This window comes from Candidatus Poribacteria bacterium (genome assembly GCA_016866785.1).
GTDB lineage: Bacteria > Poribacteria > WGA-4E.
In genome coordinates this window covers 1-24,241 of sequence record VGLH01000061.1, presented here as the reverse complement: position 1 = coordinate 24,241, position 24,241 = coordinate 1, and the positions used below count along the sequence as shown (strand labels likewise).

At 64.6% G+C, this 24,241-nt stretch carries 19 protein-coding genes; 5 read left to right on the top strand and 14 right to left on the bottom strand.

Annotated elements, in window-relative coordinates; all coding sequences use genetic code 11:
- Positions 1-241 precede the first annotated feature (241 nt).
- The 3 genes from FJZ36_10440 (at position 242) to hypE (ending at position 2,633) form a co-directional block, all read left to right on the top strand.
- Complete coding sequence (locus FJZ36_10440; GenBank protein ID MBM3215318.1) at positions 242-490, top strand: HypC/HybG/HupF family hydrogenase formation chaperone; 249 nt, start codon at positions 242-244, stop codon at positions 488-490.
- Complete coding sequence (gene hypD / locus FJZ36_10435) at positions 487-1,584, top strand: hydrogenase formation protein HypD (protein ID MBM3215317.1); 1,098 nt, start codon at positions 487-489, stop codon at positions 1,582-1,584. The genes FJZ36_10440 and hypD overlap by 4 nt, the downstream gene beginning before the upstream one ends.
- A gap of 86 nt (positions 1,585-1,670) precedes the next feature.
- Positions 1,671-2,633 carry a hydrogenase expression/formation protein HypE gene (gene hypE / locus FJZ36_10430; protein MBM3215316.1) on the top strand — a complete coding sequence of 321 codons (963 nt, stop codon included), beginning with the start codon at positions 1,671-1,673 and terminating at the stop codon, positions 2,631-2,633.
- A gap of 155 nt (positions 2,634-2,788) precedes the next feature.
- Here hypE and FJZ36_10425 read toward each other — a convergent pair whose 3' ends face one another.
- The 14 genes from FJZ36_10425 to FJZ36_10360 form a co-directional block, all read right to left on the bottom strand.
- A complete protein-coding gene (locus FJZ36_10425; GenBank protein ID MBM3215315.1) occupies positions 2,789-3,664 on the bottom strand; it encodes a flagellin FliC in 876 nt (291 codons plus the stop codon).
- Between the two features lie 446 nt (positions 3,665-4,110).
- The gene (locus FJZ36_10420) at positions 4,111-5,451 is read right to left on the bottom strand and encodes a sigma-54-dependent Fis family transcriptional regulator (protein ID MBM3215314.1); all 1,341 of its coding nucleotides are present in this window, start codon (positions 5,449-5,451) and stop codon (positions 4,111-4,113) included.
- A 6-nt stretch (positions 5,452-5,457) separates the two neighbouring features.
- Positions 5,458-6,390, bottom strand: coding sequence for a response regulator (locus FJZ36_10415; GenBank protein MBM3215313.1), 933 nt, complete (start codon positions 6,388-6,390; stop codon positions 5,458-5,460).
- Positions 6,391-6,418: 28 nt separating this feature from the next.
- Complete coding sequence (locus FJZ36_10410) at positions 6,419-10,303, bottom strand: VWA domain-containing protein (protein ID MBM3215312.1); 3,885 nt, start codon at positions 10,301-10,303, stop codon at positions 6,419-6,421.
- Positions 10,300-11,835, bottom strand: a complete 1,536-nt coding sequence (locus tag FJZ36_10405) for a hypothetical protein (protein ID MBM3215311.1) — start codon at positions 11,833-11,835, stop codon at positions 10,300-10,302. The genes FJZ36_10410 and FJZ36_10405 overlap by 4 nt, the downstream gene beginning before the upstream one ends.
- 51 nt (positions 11,836-11,886) lie before the next feature.
- On the bottom strand, positions 11,887-13,065 hold the full coding sequence (flhF, locus tag FJZ36_10400) for a flagellar biosynthesis protein FlhF (GenBank protein MBM3215310.1): 1,179 nt from the start codon (positions 13,063-13,065) through the stop codon (positions 11,887-11,889).
- Positions 13,066-13,115: 50 nt separating this feature from the next.
- Positions 13,116-14,249 (bottom strand): flagellar biosynthesis protein FlhB, encoded by a 1,134-nt coding sequence (gene flhB, locus FJZ36_10395; protein ID MBM3215309.1) that lies wholly within the window; start codon positions 14,247-14,249, stop codon positions 13,116-13,118.
- Between the two features lie 7 nt (positions 14,250-14,256).
- Complete coding sequence (gene fliR / locus FJZ36_10390; GenBank protein ID MBM3215308.1) at positions 14,257-15,033, bottom strand: flagellar biosynthetic protein FliR; 777 nt, start codon at positions 15,031-15,033, stop codon at positions 14,257-14,259.
- Between the two features lie 161 nt (positions 15,034-15,194).
- Positions 15,195-15,833: a hypothetical protein gene (locus FJZ36_10385; GenBank protein MBM3215307.1), complete on the bottom strand. Its 639-nt coding sequence runs from the start codon at positions 15,831-15,833 to the stop codon at positions 15,195-15,197.
- Between the two features lie 8 nt (positions 15,834-15,841).
- Entirely contained in the window at positions 15,842-17,215 is a 1,374-nt protein-coding gene (locus tag FJZ36_10380) for a hypothetical protein (protein MBM3215306.1), read from the bottom strand.
- A 37-nt stretch (positions 17,216-17,252) separates the two neighbouring features.
- Complete coding sequence (locus FJZ36_10375; GenBank protein ID MBM3215305.1) at positions 17,253-18,815, bottom strand: AAA family ATPase; 1,563 nt, start codon at positions 18,813-18,815, stop codon at positions 17,253-17,255.
- Positions 18,812-19,648: a peptidase M48 gene (locus FJZ36_10370; protein MBM3215304.1), complete on the bottom strand. Its 837-nt coding sequence runs from the start codon at positions 19,646-19,648 to the stop codon at positions 18,812-18,814. Before FJZ36_10370 ends, FJZ36_10375 begins: the two co-directional genes overlap by 4 nt.
- 79 nt (positions 19,649-19,727) lie before the next feature.
- Positions 19,728-19,916 carry a hypothetical protein gene (locus tag FJZ36_10365; GenBank protein ID MBM3215303.1) on the bottom strand — a complete coding sequence of 63 codons (189 nt, stop codon included), beginning with the start codon at positions 19,914-19,916 and terminating at the stop codon, positions 19,728-19,730.
- A 231-nt stretch (positions 19,917-20,147) separates the two neighbouring features.
- On the bottom strand, positions 20,148-21,704 hold the full coding sequence (locus FJZ36_10360; GenBank protein ID MBM3215302.1) for an SLC13/DASS family transporter: 1,557 nt from the start codon (positions 21,702-21,704) through the stop codon (positions 20,148-20,150).
- 165 nt (positions 21,705-21,869) lie between these two features.
- Here FJZ36_10360 and FJZ36_10355 point away from each other — a divergent pair, with 165 nt between their 5' ends.
- The gene (locus FJZ36_10355; protein MBM3215301.1) at positions 21,870-23,204 is read left to right on the top strand and encodes an NACHT domain-containing protein; all 1,335 of its coding nucleotides are present in this window, start codon (positions 21,870-21,872) and stop codon (positions 23,202-23,204) included.
- Positions 23,201-24,241: hypothetical protein (locus FJZ36_10350; GenBank protein ID MBM3215300.1), on the top strand; the 1,041-nt coding region annotated here is incomplete at its 3' end. The genes FJZ36_10355 and FJZ36_10350, both read left to right, overlap by 4 nt.

Genomic DNA, 24,241 nt, shown 5'->3' with positions numbered 1-24,241 from the left:
CTCGCTTCCACAACGGACTGGCGCGAGGGATCGCCGACGTCGCGCGGCGCGTCGGCGAGACGCAGGTCGTCCTGACGGGCGGATGCTTCCAGAACCGCGCGCTGACGGAGCGGGTCGTGGCGCTGCTTCGCTCGGAGGGGTTCGAGCCCTACGGGCATGAGCGCGTTCCGCCCAACGACGGGGGCGTCGCGCTGGGACAGATCGCGGCGGCGGCGCGGATCATGTGGAAAGAGGATCGCCCATGTGTCTCGGAGTACCCGGCAGAATCGAAAGCATCGACGGCGACGACATCTTGACGCGCACCGGCAAGGTGAACTTCGGCGGCATTCGGAAGGATGTCCACCTGGGGTTCATCGAAGATGCGGTCGTCGGCGACTACGTGGTCGTCCACGCCGGGTTCGCCATCAGCAAGGTGGACGAGGAAGAAGCCCAACGCGTGTTCGAATACCTGCGCACCATGCAGGAGACGCCGGAGCTCGACATCCCATGAGATTCGTCGACGAATACCGCGATCCCGAAGCCGCGCTTCGGTTCTCCAAGCTCATCGCCGAGGCGACGACCCGCCCCTGGACGATCATGGAGGTCTGCGGCGGGCAGACCCACGCCATCGTCAAGTTCGGGATCGACGAGCTCCTTCCGCCGTACATCACGCTCGTCCACGGGCCCGGTTGTCCCGTGTGCGTCACGCCCATCGAACTCATCGACAAGGCGGTCGAGATCGCGTCGCAGCCCGGTGTGGTCTTCTGCTCGTTCGGCGACATGCTCCGCGTCCCGGGAACCGAAAGCGACCTGTTCACGGCGAAGGCGAACGGCGGCGACGTGCGGATCGTCTACTCGCCCCTGGACGCGCTGCGGATCGCCCGCGAGAACCCGGATCGGCAGGTAGTTTTCTTCGCCGTGGGGTTCGAGACGACGGCTCCGGCGAACGCCATGGCGGTCGCCCAGGCACGCCGCTCCGGCGTGACGAACTTCTCGCTGCTGGTGTCGCACGTGTTGGTTCCGCCCGCCATCGAGGCGGTTCTGTCGTCTCCTGGGAACCGGGTACAGGGGTTCTTGGCGGCGGGACACGTCTGCACCGTCATGGGCTTCACGGAGTACGAGCCGCTGTCGGAGCGCTATGGGGTTCCCATCGTCGTGACGGGCTTCGAGCCACTCGACATCCTCCAGGGCGTCTACCTCTGCGTCCGGCAGTTGGAGGAGGGCAGGGCGGAGGTCGAGAACCAATACGTCCGATCCGTCCGCCGCGACGGAAACCGTCCTGCCCAGGAGCTCATCCGCGACGTGTTCCGAGTCGTCCGTCGGCAGTGGCGCGGCATCGGCGAGATACCGCAGAGCGGGCTCGCCCTGACCGAGGCTTACGCGGACTACGACGCGGAGACGCGCTTCGGCGTCGCAGGAACTCGTGTCGAGGAGCCGTCCGAGTGCATCAGCGGCTTGATCCTCCAGGGGCTCCGCAAGCCTCATGAGTGTCCCGCGTTCGGAACCCGCTGCACGCCGGAGAAGCCGCTGGGCGCGACGATGGTCTCGTCCGAGGGCGCGTGCGCCGCCTACTACCGCTACCGCCGGTCGGAGGAACGCCCGTGACGCCGGACGATTTCGCGTCCGTCTGCCCGATCCCGCTGTCCGACTACCCGCGCGTGCTCCTCGCCCACGGCGGCGGCGGCAGGCTCATGCAGCGCCTTATCGACCGGATGTTCGTCGAGACGTTCAGCGGGGCAGAGCCGGCGGATCGGCACGACGGCGCGATCCTCGACCTCGACGGCGGGCGTCCCGCGTTCACGACGGATTCCTACGTCGTCAAGCCGCTCTTCTTCCCCGGCGGGGACATCGGCTCCCTCGCCGTCAACGGCACGGTGAACGACCTGGCGATGTGCGGCGCGAAGCCGCGCTACCTCGGCGTCGGATTCATCCTCGAAGAGGGGCTCCCGATGGGAACGCTGTGGCGGATCGTCCGGTCAATGCGCCAGGCGGCGGACGCGGCGGGCGTGCGGATCGTCACGGGCGACACGAAGGTGGTCGATCAGGGCAAGGGCGATGGCGTGTTCATCAACACGTCGGGCGTCGGTGTCGTCCGGGCGGGCGTGTCCGTGTCGCCCCGGAACGTGCGCCAGGGCGACGCGGTGATCCTGAGCGGCGACATCGGTCGCCACGGCATCGCCATCATGGCGGCGCGCGAGGGCTTGGAGTTCGAGACGGAGATCGCAAGCGACTGTGCGCCTTTGGCGGAGCCCGTCGCGCGTCTGCTCGACGCGGGCGTTGCGGTGCGCTGCCTGCGCGACCTGACGCGCGGCGGCATGGCGAGCGCCGTCATCGAGATCGCCGAAGCCGCCAGTGTTCACATCCGCCTGCGCGAGGATGCCATCTCCGTCCGGGAGGACGTGCGCGGAGCGTGCGAAATCCTCGGGTTCGACCCGCTCTACGTCGCCAACGAAGGGCGATTCGTCGCCTTCGTGCCGCAGGACGCGGCGGAACGCGCCGTCGAGGTTCTGCGCGCCGATCCGGTCTGCCGCGATGCCCACCAGGTCGGGAGCGTCGTGGCGGGCAGATCGGGCGAGGTGACGATGACGACGCGCCTCGGAACCAGCCGCGCCGTGGACATGCTGAGCGGCGAGCAGCTTCCGCGCATCTGCTAGCCATGCGCTCCGTCAGCCATTCCCGCGAACGTGACCGCTCAGCTCTCCAGACTTGGCAACCGCCGGAACGAGCTTTCGAGCGAGCACGGAAAAGGGCTCCCTTTCGGGAGCCCTTTTTGCCTACGCCGGAAGGCGTTGCGTCAGTTAGGCTGCCTCTAGCCTTGGAGGAGCAGCAGCGCGTTCTGCGGCAGGATGTTCGACTGCTGCAGGATCGAGGTGCCCGCCTGGACGAGGATCTGAGCGCGGGTGAGCGCTGCGGTCTCCGCCGCGAAGTCGGCATCGAGGACGACCGAACGGGCGCTCGACGTGTTCTCGGACAGGGCCTGGATGTTCGCCTGCGCCTTCTCGAGTCGGTTCACGACGGCGCCCAGCTTGGTTCGCGAGAATGCCAGGTTCTTGACCGCCGAGTCGAGCTGATCCACCAGGACGGCCGCGGCCGAGACGGCGGTCCAGAATGCCACCGTGACGCCGAAATTCGTCCCGTTGATCGACAGGGCACCGGTCGTGGAATTCGCCGCAACGAAGTCCGGAATGAAGAAGATGATCTGGTTCGTCGGGCTGGCGAGCGAACCATCGCCCACGTAGAAGCTCAGGGCGATCGTGGGGCCGCCACTGGAGGTGATGAGTGTGATACCGTTGTAGCTCGTCGACTGAGCGATGCGCTCGATTTCCGACACCAACTGCGTGGCTTCCAGCGAGATCGCGCTGCGGTTGGTCTCGTTCAGCGTGGAGTCAGACGCCTGCGTGGCGAGTTCCTTGAGGCGGATCAGCATGTTGCCGATCTGCTCGTAACCGCTGTCAGCGGTCTGGAGCATCGTGATCGCCTGCGAGATGTTCCGGTTCGACTGGTTCGCCGCGACGATCTGGGCGCGCATCGCCTCGGACATCGTGATGCCGGCGGCGTCGTCTGCGGAACGCATGATGCGAAGACCGGACGACAGGCGGGACATCGCGCTCGTCAACGCGTGCGACGACTGGAAGAGGTTGCGCTGTCCATTGATGGACATGAGGTTCGTGTTGATTCGGTACATCTGCCGCTAGCTCCCGTTGTGGTAGCCTCAGCACGAACGTTCATCACCCAATGAACGCCCGCCTGGAGAGTTACTGACGCCTTCCAGACGTCAAGTTCGGAGGATCACTCGCTGTCATCGCATCTGCGGCGTTGCCGACGTCCGATCCTAGCGGGGTGATTGCGAAAACGCGACTTAGGGGGAAGTTTGACGTACGATCGAGTAACACCCACACTGCTAGGATTTACGTTGCAACGACGACGCCCGTTCATGGGAGCCGACACCCATCGGCTCCGTCCGGGACGACCGCACCGCTTGCTGCGATGAGTCTCGCTCTTAGTATCGGCGTCCTGCGGGGAATCTTTAGCGGTAAAAGCACGGGTCACGCGATCCGAGGGCGGCTTGCTCAGTCGAGGAACCCAGGCAGACGGGTACGCGACCGTGGCGCGTTACGGGGGATCCGCACTTCAGTCCATCAACCCGTATTCTTTGAGCTTGTTGCGGATGGTCCGGGAGGTGAGACCGAGCACTTCGGCGGCGCGGCTCTTGTTCCCGCCGCATTCCTCGAGCGTCTTGAGGATCAAGCGCTTCTCGGCTTCGTCCGCCGTCAATCCTACGTGGACATCGACGCGCCGTGGATCGTTCGAGATGCGATCCGGGGAATCGTCCACCGGAGCGCCCCAAGCCGACGGGTTCAGATGGCTCATGTCGACGACTGTGCCGGGACACAGGATGACGGCGCGTTCGACGACATTGCGGAGCTCGCGGACGTTCCCGGGCCAAGAGTGGCTCTCCAGCCATCTCATCGCCGCCGGATCGAAGTCCGAGATCGCCTTCCGGCTCTGCTCGCAGAACTCCCGGAGGAAGTGCCGGGCGAGCAGCGCGACATCGCCTTTCCGGTCCCGCAGAGCGGGCAACTCGATCGGCACGACGCAGAGGCGGTAGAACAGGTCACGGCGGAATGCGCCTTCCTCGACCATGTCCTGGAGGTTCCGATTCGTCGTCGCGATGACACGCACATCGACCTTGACCGGTCTCGAACCGCCCACGCGGTCGATCTCCCGCTCTTGCAGCGCGCGCAGCAGCTTCGCCTGCAGCGCGAGCGGCATCTCCGAGACCTCGTCGAGCAGCAGCGTGCCGCCGTTCGCTTGCTCGAACTTCCCCTTGTGCTGCGCCGACGCCCCCGTGAACGAGCCCTTCTCATGTCCGAACAGCTCGCTCTCCAGCAGGTTCTCCGGCAGAGCCGCGCAGTTGATGGCCACGAAGGAGCCTTTGGCGCGCGGGCTCTTCTTGTGGATGAGGCGCGCGAACAGCTCCTTGCCCGTGCCGCTCTCGCCAAAGACGATCACGGTGGCGTCCGACTGCCCGACCGTATCCACCATCGCGAGGAGCTTGAGAACCTGCGGATCGCCTGTCGCGATCTCGTCGAAGCCCTCGACGCCCTCCACGGGTTCCGCCAGGATCGTTTGGATCCGACGTAGAATCTGCTGCCCTTCGATGGGTTTCTGGAGATAGTCCTGCGCGCCCAGCTTCATCGCCTCGACGGCGTCGGCGACATCCGCGAAGGCGGTGATCATCAGGACGGGCAGATAGGGGTAGGAACTCTTGATGCGCCGGAGGAGCTCGACTCCGCTCATCTCGGGCATCCGCACGTCGGAGAGGATCAGTCCGTAGCTCTGCTTGGCGAGGCGTTCCAACGCCGCGTCAGGCGACGCGACCGCATCGACATCGTAGCCGCCTCGTTCCAGAGTCGTGGCGAGCGACCCACGGAAGAGGTCGTCGTCGTCGACCAGGAGGATCCGAGCCATCGCTCCCTACTCTCCCGCGCGGGCAACGACGATGCGACTGCCGCCGGCGGCGATCGCTTGCTCCAGCGCTCGACCGGCAGCGGCGAGAATCTCCTCCTTGGCGATCGTCGAGCCATGCTCGCGACCCGAGATGCCGATGCTCACGGTCAGCGCCTGTTCCGCCTGGGGGTCGGCAAACGCCCGGACGACGACGCTGCTCTTGAGACCCTCTGCCAGAATCTGGGCGCGCTTGGTCGTCATGCCGACGGTGAACAGGAGGTATTCACCCTCCTCCTTGAACGCCAGCACCGCGTCGGTCTTTGCGTTCACCATCTCCTGGAGCACCTCGCCGGTTTCCATGAGAACCACGCGCTTGGCGCCCTCGCTGGCGAGCTGTTGGATCCCGTTGATCTTGAGATTGATGCACGCGAGCGGATCGCGCCGCGATTCGGCGACCTGAATGGATCGATCCAGTCGCTCCACCGCCTCTTCTTCGGAAGCAATGTCGAGACCGCCGCCGCGCAGGTGCAGGTTCAGCCGGTCGATCTCGTCGCGCAGCTCCTGCACTTCCGCTCGATGCCGCGTGGCGACCCGGACGCGCGCAAGGAGCTCGTCGGCGTGGTATGGCTTGGCGATGAAATCCTCAGCGCCGAGCTGGAACGCCTCCACCTTGAACTCGATCTGCACGCGGCTCGACAGGAAGATGACGGGGATCTCCCGCGCCACATCGCTGGACGCGAGCACGCGCTTGACTTCGAAGCCGTCCATTTCGGGCATCGTCACGTCGAGAAGGATCAAGTCCGGCTTCTGGTTCTCGGCAACCTCGATCGCCTTCTTTCCAGACGACGCCGTGATGACGTTGAACCCGAAGCTTTCCAGTCGACGCTGAACCACGAACAGGTTGTGGTGGTCGTCATCCACGACCAGGATCAGCCCGCCGGTTGGCTCTGCCGATTGCATTCACCTACCCCTTGTTGTCGAGATGTTCTCACTCCGCCTGTCCATGGACAACGATGGCACGCCCCCCTGCGGTCTCTGCCTCCTGCATCGCGCCCTGCAACGCTTGGACGAAACCGTCCGCGTCGTCCGAACCGCTCTCGCTCCGTGATGACACGCCGTAAAGAACCTTGCCGCCCGCATCGGCTGAAAGCGATGCGTCGATCACCGCCCGAATCGCTTCGGCGGCTTCGACCGCTTCCGGTTCCGGCACGCTAGGAAGCAACACGATCAGCCTCTGGCTGTCCAGACGCCCGATCTGGGCGGCTTCTCCGAACTGCGACTGGATCGCCCCAGCCGCCTGCATCACGATGCCTTCATTGCCCGGCTCAGCCAGAGCCTGCTCGAAGTCCACGAGGACGACCGAGAAGTCCAGATCCGACTCGTCCGTCGCCGTCCACGAGTCCGTCAACGCCTGTTCGGCGTCGGCAGGATCGAGCAACTCCGCGACCACCTCGGGGATGGGCGCCGTCTCGGCGGGCTGCGGAGGCGGCACGGGAGCCGCGAACAGATCGTCGAGCGAGGTCGTCTCTTGCGTCACGCTCGGTGCAGGAGCCTGGGAAGCCGGCGCAGCCACTTCAGGAGCCGATGCGGGCGGCGTTTCCGCTACCGGCGCGGCGGGTTGCTCGGCAGCCGCCTCAGCCGGAGCGCCAAACAGATCGTCGAGCGACGCGACAGCTTCCGACGGCGCTGAGGGCGGCGCGGGAGCCGCCTGGGGAGCGCTCGCCGGGGCAGCCTCGTGCTCGGCGACTAAGGCATCGATATCGTCAAGCTCGTCCGACAACTCCTCCGCCGTCTCCGACTCGTGCTCATCGCTGGGTCCCAATCCCATCAGATCGTCCAGCGAAGCCGAGGCGCTGTCGTCGGACGGCGCGGCAGCCGCCTCGCCAAACAGGTCATCGAGGCTCTGATCCGGAGAAGCGCTCGGCGCAGCTTCCTCAGCCGCGGCGCCCAAGCCGGCGGAACCGAGCGGCATGGGCTCAGCGGCGGGAGCTTCCAGGACCTCCAACACGGGATGGAGCGGATCCGCATCCGTCCAGGTCATCTTGAGTTTGGTCTGTCCGATCCCAAGTGTCGTGCCGGTGTGGAACTCTTCGACCGATTCGCCCGGATCGAGTCGCCGGTCGTTGACATACACGTTGCCCTTGATCGCTTCGATACCGTAGGCGATGGCTCCGTTCTTGAAGACGATCTTCGCCAGTCGGGCGTGCGGCTCGCCGACGCTTGGATGGAATAGCGGTATATGGGTCGGATGGCGCATACAGAACGCTTCGTCGCGCCCGATCAGCATGTGACCGAATCCGGTGAAGTCGGGTCGGAGCTCCGAACCGGTCGTGGGCGGAACGCGCTCACTGGCGGGACGGGTCAACGTCCAGCGCGAGTGCCCGTCTTCGGTATACGCGTTGACGACTTGGTAGCCGCCCGTGTTCTCCACCTCGAACTGGATCAGCAGGACGGGCGTCTCGATACCGACGATCCTCGTCAGGAAGTTGCCGATGCTGAATTTGTCCAGCGGCATCATGTGGATGTCGAGCGAGTCGTCGAGCGGAGCGCCGTTCAGATACGTCTTGCCATGAAGTACCTTGACGACATAGTTCGCGCCCACCAGGCTGTCGTGTTCCAGCATCGTGTAATTCGTCAGGATGCCCTTGTCGTAGACCACGATCTCGTATGGGATGACGAGGGGCCCGAGGAACGCCGCGTCCGACATCGGGTCGATAAAATCGAATCGCTCCTCCTCGATGAGGACGTCCGTTGCGGGCGCGACCGCAACGACGGGCGGAAGAACCGCGAACGCCCCGCGCTCGACCAGCACGTAGAAGATGCCCCCCAACAGCACGAGGAACCCGCCGATCGCGACAATAGCGACCAGCATCGGGCTCTTGTCGCGGCGCCCCGCGCGCAGCGTCACTTCGCCCCGACTCTGGTCGATGCGGTACGCGCCGCTGTCCATCAGCGTGACCCGGTAGTAGCCCGGCTTGCTGAGGAAGATGCGGCTGCTGTCGGAGGCGAGCCGTCCTGGGAAGGTGTACTGCACGGTGTTCGCGACGGTCATGTCGGGCAGCAGCAGGACCGTGCCCCCGGACCGGCTGCCGATGAGCTCACGTTCGCCGGCGAGGTCGTAGCCCTCCCCGCCGCCCGCCGACGGTTGGAGGCTCGACGCGTACTCGACGCGCGCCAGCACGAACCTGCCCAGCATGTAGGGCGATGGGGTCGCCGAGCCCTGCTCCGTCACCTGCGCGACGATCTCGAGGTCGCGTGCGCCCTCGGATTGCGAGTCCGTGACGGAATACAGCACGCCGCCTTCCGGGGCGCGAAGCGACAAGAGCGGGACCTCGCCGGGGTCTTCTACGGCGCGGATGGTCTCGGACTTCTCGATGAGGAAGCGTTCCTCGCCTCGGCGGACGCGCACCATCGCCCGGACGATGTGCTCGCCAGGCTTCCGAGCCACGAAGTCGACGCCGAACTCGCCGATCAGCGGGGAACGACGGCTCCGCTCCGTCGTCGGTTTGCTGAGCGTCCGAAGGGCTCCGTCGGGTTCCTGCACCGTCACCTCGGCGCTGACCACGCGATACACGCGTCCCGCGATTCGGAACCGCGAGCGTGTGACCGCGCCTTCCGGCGCCCGGATGCCGAAATAGAGCGGCGTGCGCTCACGCAGCCGCGCCAACGACGGATAGTACGTGACCACCTGTAGACCGCTGTTCATCGCGATCAGATGCTGCACGGACGTGGCGCGCGCGACGGTGACGCGGTACTTCCACGCGCCAGCCGCCGGCGAGGGGACGCGGAAGATCGCGCCGTCGGTTCCCTCGTACGCCGGAGAGATTCGGACGCCATTGGGACCGGTGAGGATGACACTCGTCGGAACCATCCCGGAAACATCGGGCAGCGAGAACACATCGACCTGGAACTGCTCCACCTGCGTCGGGACGGAGATCGTTTCCTCGAACTCCTGCCCGACGGCGACCTGAGTCGTGTTCGTCGCGCTGGAGACTCCCTGGACGGCGACAAGCATTTCGCTCAGCACCGCGCCGATGTCCTCGCCGCGATCGACGGCTCTGGCGGAACGCCTACCGATGATCGCCGTCAGCGCTTGGGCCCGTCGAGCGCTCGGTCCTACGGCGACGGCGTAGACGTTCATCCGCGCCGCTCGAACCGTCTCGAGGAGCCCACGGAACTCTTCTTTCTGGACCTCCGCGATGTCGGGGGGCATATCCGCACTGAAGAGAACGATGATGGACCGCATCGCATCTGGACGCGGATCTGCTTCGATGGTGCGCGCGGCTTCCTCGACGCCCCGGGTCAAATCTCCCGCTGCGAGGGGATCGGTCACGACGGCGCTCCTTGCCGCAGCGAGGAGCGCGGGGCGATTCGAGTCCGTCACCGGAGTCATCGGGATGAGCGCTTGGGGAGTCGCCGTCAGCCGTACGAACGTCACCCGGTCATGCTCGCCCAAGCCCGCCAGGACCTTTTGGATCGCCTCGAGGCGTCGATTCCTGGGGTCCACCGTGTCCATGGACGCCGACGCGTCGAGGACGAGCGCAACATCCGATTCCGTCCACGAGGGGATCGCCGACGGAACACCCGCTGTCTGGGCGATGGCAACCGTTACCCCGAGCCACAGCAGAGCGATCCATGCCGCCATCTGCCGAGTCCGGAGTCCCAGACGACAGGAACCCCCTCGCTCATAGCGACGTGTTCTCAACTGCACGTCCAGTTCCCCACAAATCCCGTCGTAGACATGACCAATCGTCACTCGAGTCTCAAACCGTGATGTTACCTCGTTGCGCCACTCGCCGCAAGCGCTCCGCGTCGCGCCTGCAACATGCCTGCGTCGTCCGCCTCTCGCTCGATGCGCTAGGCTCGGAATCATCTGCCCGCCCTCGGGAGCCCGTCGCTCATCCGCTGCAACTGGGCGATCAACTCGACCTCTCCGAGGCTCAGTCCCGTGCGCTGAGCCACCTCCAGCGGCGTCCTGCCTTCGGCGAGGGCAGCTCGCGCGTCGGCGTAGGCGATCTCCGCGCCGTCGGTACGGCTGCCCGAGCCAGTCTCCCGGTCGGTCGGCGGCTCCGAAGGTCCTGGCGGAAACGGCTCCAACGGCTGCTCGTCGGCTTCGTGTACCTGCCGGGCGAGCGCTTCAGCCTGCGTGCCGCGCAGCGGGTCATCCTGCAGCCGCTCTGCCGCGCGAGTAACCCAATCGCGGACGGACCGTCGACGATCCTCCGCCCGCGTCGATGCCTCCGAGGCAACCAACCGTTCGTCCCCGTCCGGTCGAGGCGACTGCCTCTCGCCGACGTCGATCTCGTCTTCGATATCGCCTTCGTCATCCGCCGCGACGGCGGACATCCTCGGAGGCTCCTGGAGCAGAACGACGCTCTGCGTCGCGCGCTCGAACTCCGCGATGACGCTCGCTACCGTGTCGCGGATCGTCTCCGCATCGCGGCGCAACAGCTCGACGCTCTGTCGGTGGCGTTCCGACGTCTCCGAAATCGCGGCTTCCGAAGACTCTCGGAACTGCGCGATCACGTGGTTCATCTGCCGTGCCGTGTCGTACGCCTTCTTCACCGACGCGTCCGTCCGGCGCTGGGCGAACCCGCGAAGCGAGCCGTATCCCCATGCCAGCGCAAAGCCCCCGCCGATGAGAACGCCCACCAGCAGGACAATCCCCAGCGCGACCGACAGGATCGGTAGGACGAACGAGCCCCATGATGCGCGCTTGCCGACCGGCTCTCGTTCCGTAGCCCCGGCAGGTTCCTGCGGTGGCGTTGGGGCTGTCTCCTCGCTCGCGGATGCCTCCTTCGGCTCCGGCGCGGGGGCTGCCTCTTCGCGGGGCGCGATGGGTGCGCGCACGGCACGCTTTCCGGTCGCGAGATCCGGCAGCTCGACGCGCATCGGCGGCTTCTCGACGACGGGTTCCGCTTGCTCCGGTTCCGCCGGCGCTGGAACCGTCGTCGCAGACGGCGCTGCGCGCATCTCGGCGGCGTTGCCGAAAGCGACGACGAGTCGCGCTCCGCCCTTGGGGCCCTGAATCTCGGCGCCGATCCCACTTCGCGTCACGAAGCGCACGACCAAGAACGAGCCCCGGTCGTCGGCTCGCTCGGAGACCTCTAAGCTCTCCAACGGATACGAGCTGGGAAAGTTGCGGAGGTACTTGTCTCGCGTCGCCGCGTTCGCGGTGTCCGGGAACTCGAGGACGAGAACGCCGCCCGGAGTGATCGTCTGCTCATAGCGCGGCGGACGCTTGAAGATGAACCGAGCGCTGGGCGGTCGTGAGAACGGGTCGAACTGGAAGTCGAGGAGCTCGTTGGAGCTTCCCTGTGACCACGCCACCAAAGGCAGGGCGAGAACCACAGCGGAGCAGAGCCAGCCGACAATGAGGCGCGGCACGCCGTGCGAGCCAGTCACGTTGCGATGACCCTATTTCATGTTCGATCCGTGCCGCTTGTCGCGCTCGGACTAGGCGTACCGAAGTCGGCGCGTTCGAAGTAGGAGCTGCGCCAGACGGTCGGGCGACGCCGCCTCGATATCATCGGGAACGGTCTGGCCCGTCGTGAAATAGGCGAGCGGAAGACGTTGGTGATACGAGAAGTTGACGATGTTGCCGTAGCTCGCGGATTCGTCCAGCTTCGTGAAGATGAGCCGGTTGGGGTCCAGCGCGTGGAACCCGCGCGCGATCTCCCAGAGGTCGGCGAGACGCGTCGTGCTGCTGACCACCAGATGTGTTTCGCTCGGTTCCGCCGCATCGAGCAGATGGCGGAGTTCCGCAAGCTGCTGCGAATTCCTCGGGCTCCTGCCCGGCGTGTCGAGAAAGAGCATTTCGCCGCGCGGAGCCTGCTGTCGGATCTCCGCCAAGCCTTGCGGCGTCGCGGCGACATCGCACGGCACGCCGAGGATTCTGGCGTAGGTCCGCAGTTGATCCGCCCCGGCGATCCGGTAGGTGTCCACGCTGACGAGCCGGACGGGGCGCTTCTCCTGCAGGTGATACCGAGCCGCGAGCTTGGCGATCGTCGTCGTTTTGCCGACTCCTGTCGGTCCCACGAACGCGATGAGATGCGATGCTTCCTGCGTGCGGATCTCGCCGGCGACCTTGAGGTGCTTGTCGATGCCGCGCCGCACCGCCTCGCGAACCGTATCCATGTTGGCGGAAGGCTCTAGGTGCGACTCTCCCAGCTCGCGGATGAACGTCTGGATGACCGCCTCCTCGACCTCCTGCTCGCTCAGACGGTCGCGCAGAAGCTGGATCGCGGGCGTGCGCGTTCGGGTCTCGCTGGGCGTCGCAACTCCATAGGCGCGCTGCGCCTGCTCTCGTCGCGCCCGCGCGACGACCGGCGAAGTCGTCGTATCAGGGTCTACCTGTGGAGCGCGAACCGCCGAAGACTTATAGCCGCTTCGGGCGCGAGCCAACTGCGTCCGGGTCCACTCCGTCCGAGCACTCGCGGGTGCGTCGCCCGTTCGGACGGTCGTCGCTTCCGGTTGCCGAGAAGCCCCCGCAGCGGTCGTGTCGACCGCCGCGACGACCTCGACGCCCAGCTCTGTCCGCTTCGTCAGCAGGATGACGGCGAGTGCACCCAAGTCCTCGTGGGCTCGGGCTACCGCCTCGTCAGTGGACGCGCCGTGATAGCGACGGACGATCATGGGCGACTCATGGGCACATCAGCGCACTGAGGCAACACAGACGCACACGCTCAGGAGCCGCCAGCGGCGGCTTGGGGCGATGGAGCCGGGCGCGGTTCCGGGCGTGGCTCCAGCGCGCGACGCGGACGACGCATTCGGTAGACGTACGCCAGGATCTCCGCGATCGCCTTGTAGAAGTGGCTGGCGACTTCGCTGCCCAGCGGCGTCTCCTTGAACAGGGCGCGCGCCAGGGGTCGATCCTCGACGACGGGAACGTTGTTCGCCCGCGCGATCTCCTTGATCTTCGCCGCGATGAGCCGTTCGCCTTTGGCGACGACCTTCGGGGCGTTCATCGTCTCGCGCTCGTACTGCAGGGCGACGGCGATCTCGTGCGGGTTCGTGATGACGACCGACGCTTTCGGCACGTCCTTCATCATCCGGCGTCGCGCCAAGTCGCGCTGGATCGAGCGAATGCGGGCTTTGACCTGCGGGTCGCCTTCGTACTGCTTGACCTCTTCCTTGACCTCTTCCTTGCTCATCTTGAGGTTCTGACTGTACTGCCAGCGCTGGTAGAGCAAGTCGGCAAGAGCCAAGATGATGAACACGACGACCATCATCAGCGCCAGCCGGTAGACCAACCCGACCATGACGCCCAGCACCGGTTCCCAACCCGCCTGCGGAAGGCTCATCAGGTCGCGAAGCTGACTGGCGATGATCCGCCACGCGAGAATGGAGAGAACGCTCACCTTGACGAGCGACTTCATCGTCTCGGCGATGCTTCGTTGCGAGAAGAGCGCCCCGAACCCGCGAGCGAGCGAGATGCGGCTCAGCTTCGGCTGCAGCGGCTTGAACCCGATGAAGGGGCCTGTCTGGATCATGTTCGACGCGATGCCGGTCACGAACAGCGCGATGAACAGCGGAGCCATCAGTTGGACGAGGAACTCGAAGCCGTTGCCGGTCATCCGCTGGACGCGCACGATCGAGATGTCCTCGCCTGCCCACTGCCCCATGATGCGCAGGTAGAACTGCGTGATCCGCTCAAACGTCTCGAGCATCGCCTTGGCGCCGATGCGCAGGCTCAACAGAGCCGCCAGGAGACCCATCGCCATGGGGATCTCCTGGCTGCGCGCCAGTTGACCTTCTTGGCGGGCTTCTTCCCGTTTTCTAGGCGATGCTTCTTCGGTGCGTTCTTGTTTGTCCGCCATGAGCCGTCTACGCCCCCAGGGCGCGCAGGAGGAGCGTGATGTCCTCGTAAAGCTTCTCGAACAGCGACGGGAACAGGGCGATCACCCCGCCCGTAGACAACGCCAGTACCAGGAACCCTAGTCCGATCGTCACCGGCAGACCCACCAGGAAGATGTGCATCTGCGGCATCGCCCTGCCCAGAATCGCCAGCAACGCGTTGGTGAAAAACAGCACGACCGTTACCGGAGCGCTGACCTGGATGGCGACTTTGAAGATGTCACCCAGGAATTGGATGATGACGAGAAGCACATTCCCATCGAATGTCGCTTGCCCGAACCCGATAGCATTGTAACTGTTCACGACGCCCATGAGAACGAAGTAATGCCCGTTGACGGCGAGGAACACCATGAGCGCCGCCCAGTAGTACATCGTGGCGACAACGGTGTTTTGGACGCCGGAATTCGGGTCGAACGTTGTCGCCAGCGCCAGACCCATCTGAAAGCTGATGACCTGTCCCGCCGTCTGAATCCCAGCGAACACGGCGCGCGCCGCGTATCCAATCGTGATGCCCACCAAGAGCTCGCGGAAGATCAGAACGCCGTACGCAACCGACGATGTCGGCGCCTGGAACTGGTTCCACGGCAGCAGCGGGAACACGACGAGCGCCAGGACGAACGCCAAACCGACCCGCGCCCGCGCCGGAATCACGGCGTCTCCGAAGATCGGGGCGGTGAGCATCAGGGCGCTCAGCCGGAAGAGCACCAGCATGAACGCCGAGAGCGTCGAGACGTCGAGGAGGTTCATCGGGTAGTTCTACACAACAGCATGGCGTCAAGCCGAGCGTCTCATCAGCCGGAAGCGACTCACATTGGCGATGCCGAGGTCGTCAGGGTCCACGTGATCGCTGAATCCTACGACGGCAATCGAGCCGTCGGGTAGCTCCTTGATCGCCAGAATGCGGCGATTCAGTTCGGGGAAGTCCTGCCGCACGAGCCTTGCCATGTTGGACACCTGCACGCGCCCAATCCTATCCGTCTCCGACTGTCCTTTCGCCTCAATGGGGATGATGTAGAGCTCGCCCTTACTGTTGACCCAACATACAACGCGTCGAGCTCCACCTCGCCAACGTCTTGAACAGTACTCCGGTAGTGATTCTGTAGGTGGAAGCACGTGAGACCTGTGAAAATGTCCGCCAAGCGGTTGTAGAGCACCCGAGTGAGAAGCGACTGCTCGTCTCGCCGGAGATAACCGTCAATGACCTCCGGGATGGCGTTGTAGATGTTGATCGGCTCATAGTCACCCAACGCGATCTCGAAGTGTGGAAGGTTCGTCAGGCGCCGGAAGGCATACTTGCCAAGACCGGCACCAACGATCGCCCAGTTGCCTCGGCTTCGGATCGCGTCAGGTAGATCGCGCCGGGTGCGGAACGTATAGGGTATATCGGGGATGTTTCGCATGTGGAGGTTGAGTTCTGTAAGGACGTCGCGGAGTTCGTCTTTCTCGAATTCGAAGTAATCCATGCCCTCGACGTAGTGCGCCTCGAAGACGTTGATGATGGCGCGATCGTACGCTGACAGGTCGTCCATCGACGCGTTGCGTTCCATGGCGTGGACTATCGCCTCCGCAGCAGTAGGACGTTCTCGTCCAGATGATCACGCGTTGCTGTCGCGCGCCTCGTGCGCCAGAGCTGGATTCCATCGACGCGGTAGCCAGCTTTCATGGCGACGTCTGCCAAGAGCTCGGCAGTGCGGATGGGGACCCTGAAAAAGGATGCTTGGTCCCCAACGACGTACGCGCAACGTGCGCCGCTTCGCAACCTCTGCCGCAGCGCCTCTAGATGCCGGTACATGCCGCCGAAGTAGAGCAAAGCGACCCGGTGGTACAGACGCTCGAAGCCCGATGTCTTGCCGAGCTCGATCCTGCGTTTCTCAATCTCGTCAGCGACTTTCGTAATGGGTTGAATATCCCGGATATACCGATCATCGTCATCCTTGATGAACGTGTTCCGCGTGTTGCTGCGAAGGAGCATCGACTTCATGGTGCGGAGCCCCGCCCGGTCCGTCAGGTAACCCAGCAGGACGTTCTCGAGCCGCGTGCTGCGCGTGTAGTCCTTCTCGTTCGGATAGGGCGGGGAGGTAATGACAGCCCCAATCGGCGGATCATCTGCGATGCCGTCCAGAACTCGCGCATCGCACATCCGCACGGAAGCCGTCGGATGCGGGCTGGGATGGCGTTGTTGGATGACCTGGAGATCCATCGCCATGCGTTCGACAGTGTCTGAGAAGTCCCCCAGCACGTCGACATCTTCCTTCGCCCTCGTGCGGTAGATTTCAGGACCAAAGCCGATGTTCCCGGCGGAGGAGACAATCGTGTTCGCTAGTGCGAGGAGCATCAGATCGGCAAGTTCCCGCTCGCAGACGACGTTGTCGATAGCGTGGCGGACGGCGAGGACGCGCAGCAGCGGCTTGGGACTGATGAATCCGGCTGGGATGAGCCGGGCGGCATCGGGAGGCAGATACGCACTCGGATCGAAGGCGTCGCGGGCTCCAGGCGGCGCGGCCTCCGCGACGTAGGATGCAGGCAGCTCGAGGAGCCGGAGCTGTGTAGCGTCAACGCCTGGCCTCGATTTCAGTGCCCTACGGGCCAGCGTGGCGGACGCATGCGCCAACACGTCGTCCAGGCGCATGCGCACCTTCGACGTGTCGATGTCCCAGTTGAGCTTCGCTCTTGCGGCGAGTAGGGCGACTGGATTTGCGTCGGATGACAGAGTCCGGAACCCGCAGAGCCGCGCTTCTACGGGCGTTGTGGCTGTGCCGCAGAACGGGTCGTAGACGAGGTCGCGATCGGGTTCCGCCTCGAATGCTTCCAGGTACTCTCGCACGAGATGGGGAGGATAGCCCAGGACGAAGCGATACCATCCGTGAATCGGCTCATCTTCCGCCTTGAGCCGGTTCTTGACGACGTTTTCGTGGGTCTGGTTCGTCATCCGGTTCCCCTAGGGCTTAGATGATCCACAGGTTCCGTCACACCGACTTGGGCTGCTCCGCGTAGGACTGCCGGATCCACTCGCTGAGCGTGCCGTCGGCGTCGGCGATGACGCCGCGATCCACCGTGAACGCCGTCTGCCCCGTGTTCCGCCGGATGAGGCTCAGCCCGTGACCGTAGTCCGAGAAGAGGCTGCGGAGTACGTTGAGCGTCTCCAAGCCGTCGGCGACCGCGCGCTCGCAGACGGCGTCCACGGCGTCGTCCTGGAACCGCAGTTGGATGCCGTGTTCGCGCTGGAACTTCTCCGCGAACCGCTGCACTTCGTAATCGACCGTCGAGCGTTTGCGGTACTCGTCGTCGTTGAGGAGGCGTTCGAGAGTCTCCTTCGGGTTCTCGGCAAGCTCCCGGTGGACGACGAAGGCGGTCACGTCCGACGAGGGCAGCTCGAACTTGAAGTCCCGGAAGACCCGCTCGCAGACGGTCATCAGTCCGCGCGCGCCGGTCTTTTCGGCGTGCGCCTGGCGGGCGATCTCGTAGAGCCCCTCGTCCTCGAAGATGATTTGGATGTCATACGCCTGGAACGCGCGTTCGTACTGTCGGATGAGGCTGCCTTCGGAGTTCTTCAGAATGTCGTAGAGCTGATCGACCGACAGGTCGTGGCAGAAGACGTGGACGGGCAACCGTCCGATGAACTCCGGCTCGAACCCGAACTTGACGAAGTCCTCGGAGTTGGCGCGGCTCGCGTAGTCCTGATCCTCCGCGCGGTCGATGTTCCCGCCGAAGCCGAGGGTCGTCTTGCTCATCCGGCGCTTGACGATATCCGCCAGACCCGTGAACGCGCCGCTGACGATGAAGAGGATGTAGCGCGTGTTGACGGTGGGCTTTTCGATCTTGCCCTTCTGCTGGAGCTCCAGCGCCGCCTGCATCTGGCTCGCCGGATCGAACGGTGACCGGAGATCGACGTCCGTCTCCTCCATCAGCTTGAGGAGGTTCATCTGGACGCCGCGTCCGCTGACGTCGCGCCCGATGACGTTCGTGGGCGTGGCGATCTTGTCCACCTCATCGAGATAGACGATGCCGTACTGGGCGAGCTCGGCGTCGCCGTCGGCTTGAGTGACCAGGTCGCGGATGAGGTCTTCGACGTTGCCGCCGACGTATCCCGTCTCGCTGAACTTCGTCGCGTCCGCCTTGACGAAGGGAACCCCGACGAGTTTGGCGAGGGTGCGGACGAGGTAGGTCTTTCCGACGCCGGTGGGTCCCACCATGAGGACGTTCTGCTTGGAGAAGTCGACGTCGCGGAGCTTCGGATCGCGTTCGCAGTCGCGGATGTGGTTGTAGTGGTCGCAGATGGCGATGGCGAGGGCGCGCTTGGCGTCCTCCTGCCCGATGATGAAGCGGTCGAGGTAGGCTTTGACCTCTTTGGGCTTCATGTCGAAGCTCAGGGCGCGCTGCTTGCGGTCATCGTCCTCGGGTTCCGTCGAGACGGGATGCGCCTGCACTTGGACGCCGAGCTGGACGTTCCCGCCGTACTTCTTGCGGAGGAACTCGGCGAGGTCCTGCTGAAGCTCTTCGGGTGTCGGCGGGCGGTTTTCCGAGCTCATCGGGTCTGGCGATCCTCTTGGGGTGGCGGCAGAACCGCCTGGACTTGGCGGAACCGCGCGCTGTCGGTTTCCAGGTCTGAGCGCGGCGGCAGCTTGGCGATCTGCGCGCGGGCTTTGCGGATCCGATCTCCGGTTGGCGGATGGGTCGAGAGCATCTGCTCCAGCTTGGTGGTTCTGCCTCCTCCCTCTTCGGTCAGGAGCGTCTCGAAGAAGTTGGCGAGCCCGTTGGGGTCGAGCCCGGCGTCGTAGAGGTTCTGCACGCCGAGGGAGTCCGCTTGGGACTCGTCTTCGCGGCTGTATTTCAGGAGCAGCCCGGTCGCGCCGACGTTCAGCATGGTTCCGACGATCTGTTCCGTGAGGGTCGGGTCGCTGCCGGTTACCATCTTGACGAGGATTTCGATGCCGTACTGCTTGCTGAGCTGCTTGGCTCCGTGCCGTCCGACGACGTGACCGATCTCGTGCCCGATGACCCCGGCGAGTTCCGACTCGTTCTTAGCGGCGCGGATCAAGCCGATGTTCACGTAGACGTAGCCGCCGGGAACCGCGAAGGCGTTGATCTCTTCCGACTCGACGACGCGCGAGCGATAGGCGACATCGCGCCGCTTGCAGACCTTCGCGAGCCGCTGGGTCAGGTCCTCGACGTAGCTCGTGATGCGGGTGTCGGTGACGAGGGTCGCCTTCTGGGCGATCTCCTGGTCGAACTGTTCGCCGAGCGTCGCCTCGTCCTGCGTGTCCAGGATGTTCAGGTTGCGGACGGGATTGCATCCGGCGGCCACGATGAGAAACGAGAGCGCCAGGCAGAAGTTCAGCGGGAGATGGAGGCTGCGGAGCATGGGTTGTCCTCGCCGGAAGACACGCGTTGGGGGTATGGTGCGGCAATCGGGGGACGAAATCAAGCCGCGACGGCGTGCGTCACTTGGGCAGGATGCCGGAGCCTTCCAGCACTCCGGTGCCCTGGAGCACCGAGTAGAGGAACGACGCGGCGAGGATGAGAATGCCCAGGTAGATGGCGAACATGATAAGGCGACAGCCCACACGCAGGATGCGCAGGAGCACCATCAGGAGGAGGAACGCGGCAACCGCCGCCATGAAGTAGGGCATCGGGACGCCTCAGCTGGCAACCACAGGCGGAGAGATGATGGCACGCATCGGCTCTCCTTGACGATCCGCGCGGGAGTGCCTCGTCTCGGCACTCCGAGCCACTTCCTCGGGCAACTCGACCCTCAGTTCGACCGTCTTCATGGGGTCTCCTCTCGCTGGAATGGTATCACAGCGGCATCGACTCGGAGACGTCGCCGGCTTCGTGATTCCCAGTCGAGGGTTCTCAGCCTCTCACGCCCAGCCCATCAGCGGGCAGAGCACCCGCAAGCCGATCCAGATGATGATGAAGCCCGCGATGTCGAACAGCACTCCTGCCCGGACCATCGCGCGGATCGGCACCAGACGCGACCCGTAGACGATCGCGTTCGGCGGCGTCGACACCGGCAGCATGAAGCCGTAGCTCGAACCCAAGCAAGCCCCCAACGCCGGCGGAACCGGGTTCACCCCGATCGACAGCGCCAGCGCGATGATCAACGGAATCACCATGTTCGCCGACGCCGTGTTCGACGTCGTCTCGCTGATGACGATCGCCAGCGCGATGGCAACCGCCGTCAGGCTCCACACCGACTCGACCCCGAGAACGCTCGTGATCGCGCCGCTCAACGCCTCGGCGACGCCCTTCGAGAACATCAATCCGCCGAGGCTCAATCCCCCGCCGAACAGCAGGATCGTCCCCCAGTCGATCTGAGCCGCCTCGTCCCAGTCGAGCGTGAACCGCCCCGCCTTCAGGTCCACCGGCAGGACGAACAGCAGGCACGCCCCAACCAACGCCGCGATCCCTTCGGGCAGATGTCCCGTCAGCGCCGCTGTGACGGGATGCTCCTTGCCCAAGACGAGCTCCAGGATTCCCGGCGTGACCCACAGAACGACCGTCACGAGGAACGCGAAGAGCGTGTTCGCCTGCCCGCGCGTCCATCGACCCAGCGCGTTCCGCTCGCCGTCCAGATACGCCCTCAGCCGCGACGGATCGAACACCATCGACGTCTTGGCGCGTGGACCCATCAACAGGAAGATGAGGACGAGATACATGACAGCGCTCATCGACACGCCGAGCATCATCCACTGGAAGAACCCGATATCGACGCCCGCGAGCCGACGGATCAGTCCGATGCCGATGAGATTCGGCGGGGAGCCGACCGGCGTTCCGATGCCGCCGATGGAAGCCGCGTAGGCGACCATCAGCAGCATGTCCGCCGCGTTGATCCGGTTCCCTGGGAAACCTTCGGATTGGCGCATCTCGTCGAGCGCGCGAAGGAGTCCCAGCGCGATGGGGAGCATCATCGCCGCCGTCGCCGTGTTGCTGACCCACATCGAGACGAGCGCGGCGACGAACCCCAGCGTCGCGAGCAATCGGAGCGGGCTCTTGGCGACAGGCTTCAGCGACAGGATCGCCAGCACGAACCGCTTGTCCAGGCGATGGCGCATCATCGCCTGCGCCAGCATGAAGCTTCCGATGAACAGAAAGATGATCGGGTCGGCGAAGGGAGCCAGCGCCGTCTTGGCGTCCGTCACGCCGAGCAGGACGCAAAGCGCGGGTCCCAACATCGCCGTGACGGGCATCGGCAGGGCTTCGGTGATCCATAGGACGAGCACGCAGCCGAGCACGCCGCTCAGCCGGGAACCATCCGGCGGGAGCCACGGAGCGGTCAGCGCGTAGACGACGAAGAACGCGACCGGCGCAGCGATGATACCCACTCGGCGGCGCAGTCGCTCGAACCGCTCCTCCTTCTCGGACAGGACCTCGCGGACGACGGTCCGCTCGGCGCGTGGGTCGGTTTCAGCATCCATGCCCATATCCGTCCTGAATCCGTGTATCGCGGAAGGCTTCGCGCCATTTCAGCACCTTCGGCGGGGGAATCCAAGACCGTTGTGCCGCGCGGAGGGGCCACTGGGGCGCGAGCTTGACTGCACCCCTCGTACCCTCTATTGTCGCCGTCAAGTGAGGGATACCCGATGACCAGCGACCAGCAACCAGTGCCTGCACGAGCGAACCCGACGCATTGGCGAAAGATTGTATCCGTAGCGCTTCCGCAAGCTCCTTTGCTCCTAGGGACCGGAGCCGGGCTGTGGAAGGTAGAAGGCTTCGGAGCATGGATGCTCAGCCACCCGCTTCCTGCGCTTGGCATCGTCATCCTGTACGAGCTTGTCGTTCCGCTCGTATGGAAACCAACTTCGGTCGCCGTCAGGCAATTCCTGGATCAAGCTGCGCTTCTCCTGAGCCGCTGGCTCAGCAAGAGGCTGAATCTCTTGGGCTGGACCTTCCGACGTCGTTACTACAAGAGGCTCTACTACCGTCATCGTCATTTCAACGTCAAAGGACTACGGACTCAGGGAAGCTACAACATCGAGCTGAACCGCGTTTTCGTGCCGTTGCGCATCGCCGACCAAGCGCCCTCGCAGTTCCGCGCCGACGTCAGCGGGGGCAAGGTATCCATATGGGATTTGCTGAGGAGTACGGACGAAACGCGCCGTTGTCTGGCGATCATCGGCGCGCCTGGTAGCGGCAAGTCCACTTTGCTGCAGCATGTCGTGTTGACGTACGTCAACGGCGCGCGCCGTAAGTACCGATGCCCGAAGAAGGTGCCCGTCCTGCTGTTCCTACGCGACCTGCGCAAGCTAATCGTCGCCGACCCGTCGATCTCTCTGGCTGAAGCCATCGAGGCACAGGTCGGAGCTGAGATGAAGGACGTCGATACCGTCGATCAGCCGCCGAAGAACTGGTTCCAGGACCTACTGAGGCCAGGCAAGTGCGTCGTGATGCTGGACGGCTACGACGAGGTAGCCGACCGAGAAGAGCGCGCGATCGTCGCCCGTTGGGTCGAAGCACAGATGGAGCGGTACGGCGAATCGCGCTTCCTCATCACTTCGCGACCGCACGGCTTCCGAGAACACCCGATCGACCGCGTGACGATGATCGAAGTCCAGCCCTTCGATGTTCCGCAGATGCGCGCGTTCGTCGACCACTGGTACCTCGCCCACGAGATCGCCGCGTCGGGCAAGTCCGATGAGGGCGTACGAACGGAAGCCCGACGCCAAGCCAACGACTTCCTCCGACGACTCTCTGGCGTTCCGGACATCAGGAAACTCACAGACAACCCGCTTCTCTTGACGATGATCGTCACGGTGCACCGCTATCGCGGCCAGTTGCCGGGACGCCGCGTCGAGTTGTACAGCGAGATCTGCGACGTCCTGCTCGGGCATTGGCGCGGATCGAAGGACGTGCCGACGGAATTCACGTACGCGCAGCGCCGCGCCGCGCCGTCCTGCAGCCGCTCGCTCTACACATGATGCGCAAGGGCGTCAGGGATATAGCCGCCGACGCGGCAGCCGAAGTCTGCGAGACGGCATATCGGGACATCGGCGGTCAAGGCGACGTCCGCGTCTTCCTGACGGATGTGGAGAACGAGAGCGGTCTGCTCATTCAGCGCGAACAAGAGGGATCGTTCGGCTTCGCGCATCACGCCTTCCAGGAGTACCTCGCGGCGGCGCAGTTGGCGAAGGAGCAAAATAACGAGCAAAGGGACGCGCTGCTGAGAGAGAACTTGCTCATCGCGTGGTGGGAGGAGACGACGCTGCTCTACGCTGCCCAGCGCGACGCGACGGACCTCATCGTGCCGTGTCTGGACAGTGACCCGCCGAGCATCGGCAAGGTGACGTTCGCGCTTCGTTGCGTCGGGGAAGCACTGGGTGTCGACCAGAGCATTCGATCCCGCCTAGAGACGCTGTTGTTCGACAACCTGGAGTCGAGCGACGAAGAGTCGCGCCGTGTCGCCGCCGAAATCCTGCTCGCCATGCGTCTCCGCGAGCCGCGCGTGGATCGATTCCCTGGGTTCCAGACGATCGACGAGACGACGGAAATCGACGGCACGTTCATCAGCCATGCGGAATACCAACTGTTTCTGGACGACATGACAGCGCATGGCAAGTCGCACCACCCGTACCACTGGACAGCGGACAGGACTCGCTTCGACCAGGGAGAGGCGCTTTCGCCCGTTGTCGGCATAGGATGGTCGGACGCCGAGGCGTTCTGCGACTGGCTGACGGAGCGCTCCAACGGTTCGGCGCGGTATCGCTTGCCAGACGCAGACGAGCTCAGTGGACACTCGTCGTTGCGAAGCGAAGACTTGCATCGGAGCTTCCAGGGGTTGGTCGCTTCGTCCGTGCATTCGTGGAACCCCAGCGGCGAGGTGTTCGGTTACGACGATGCCCGCACTCGCTATCGGGGACGCACGTGGCGAGTGACACCCGCACTGGTCGAGACGACACACGACGCGTGGAATCGAGCTCGAGACCTCGCCCTCGCCCTCGACTTCGACCGCGTCCTC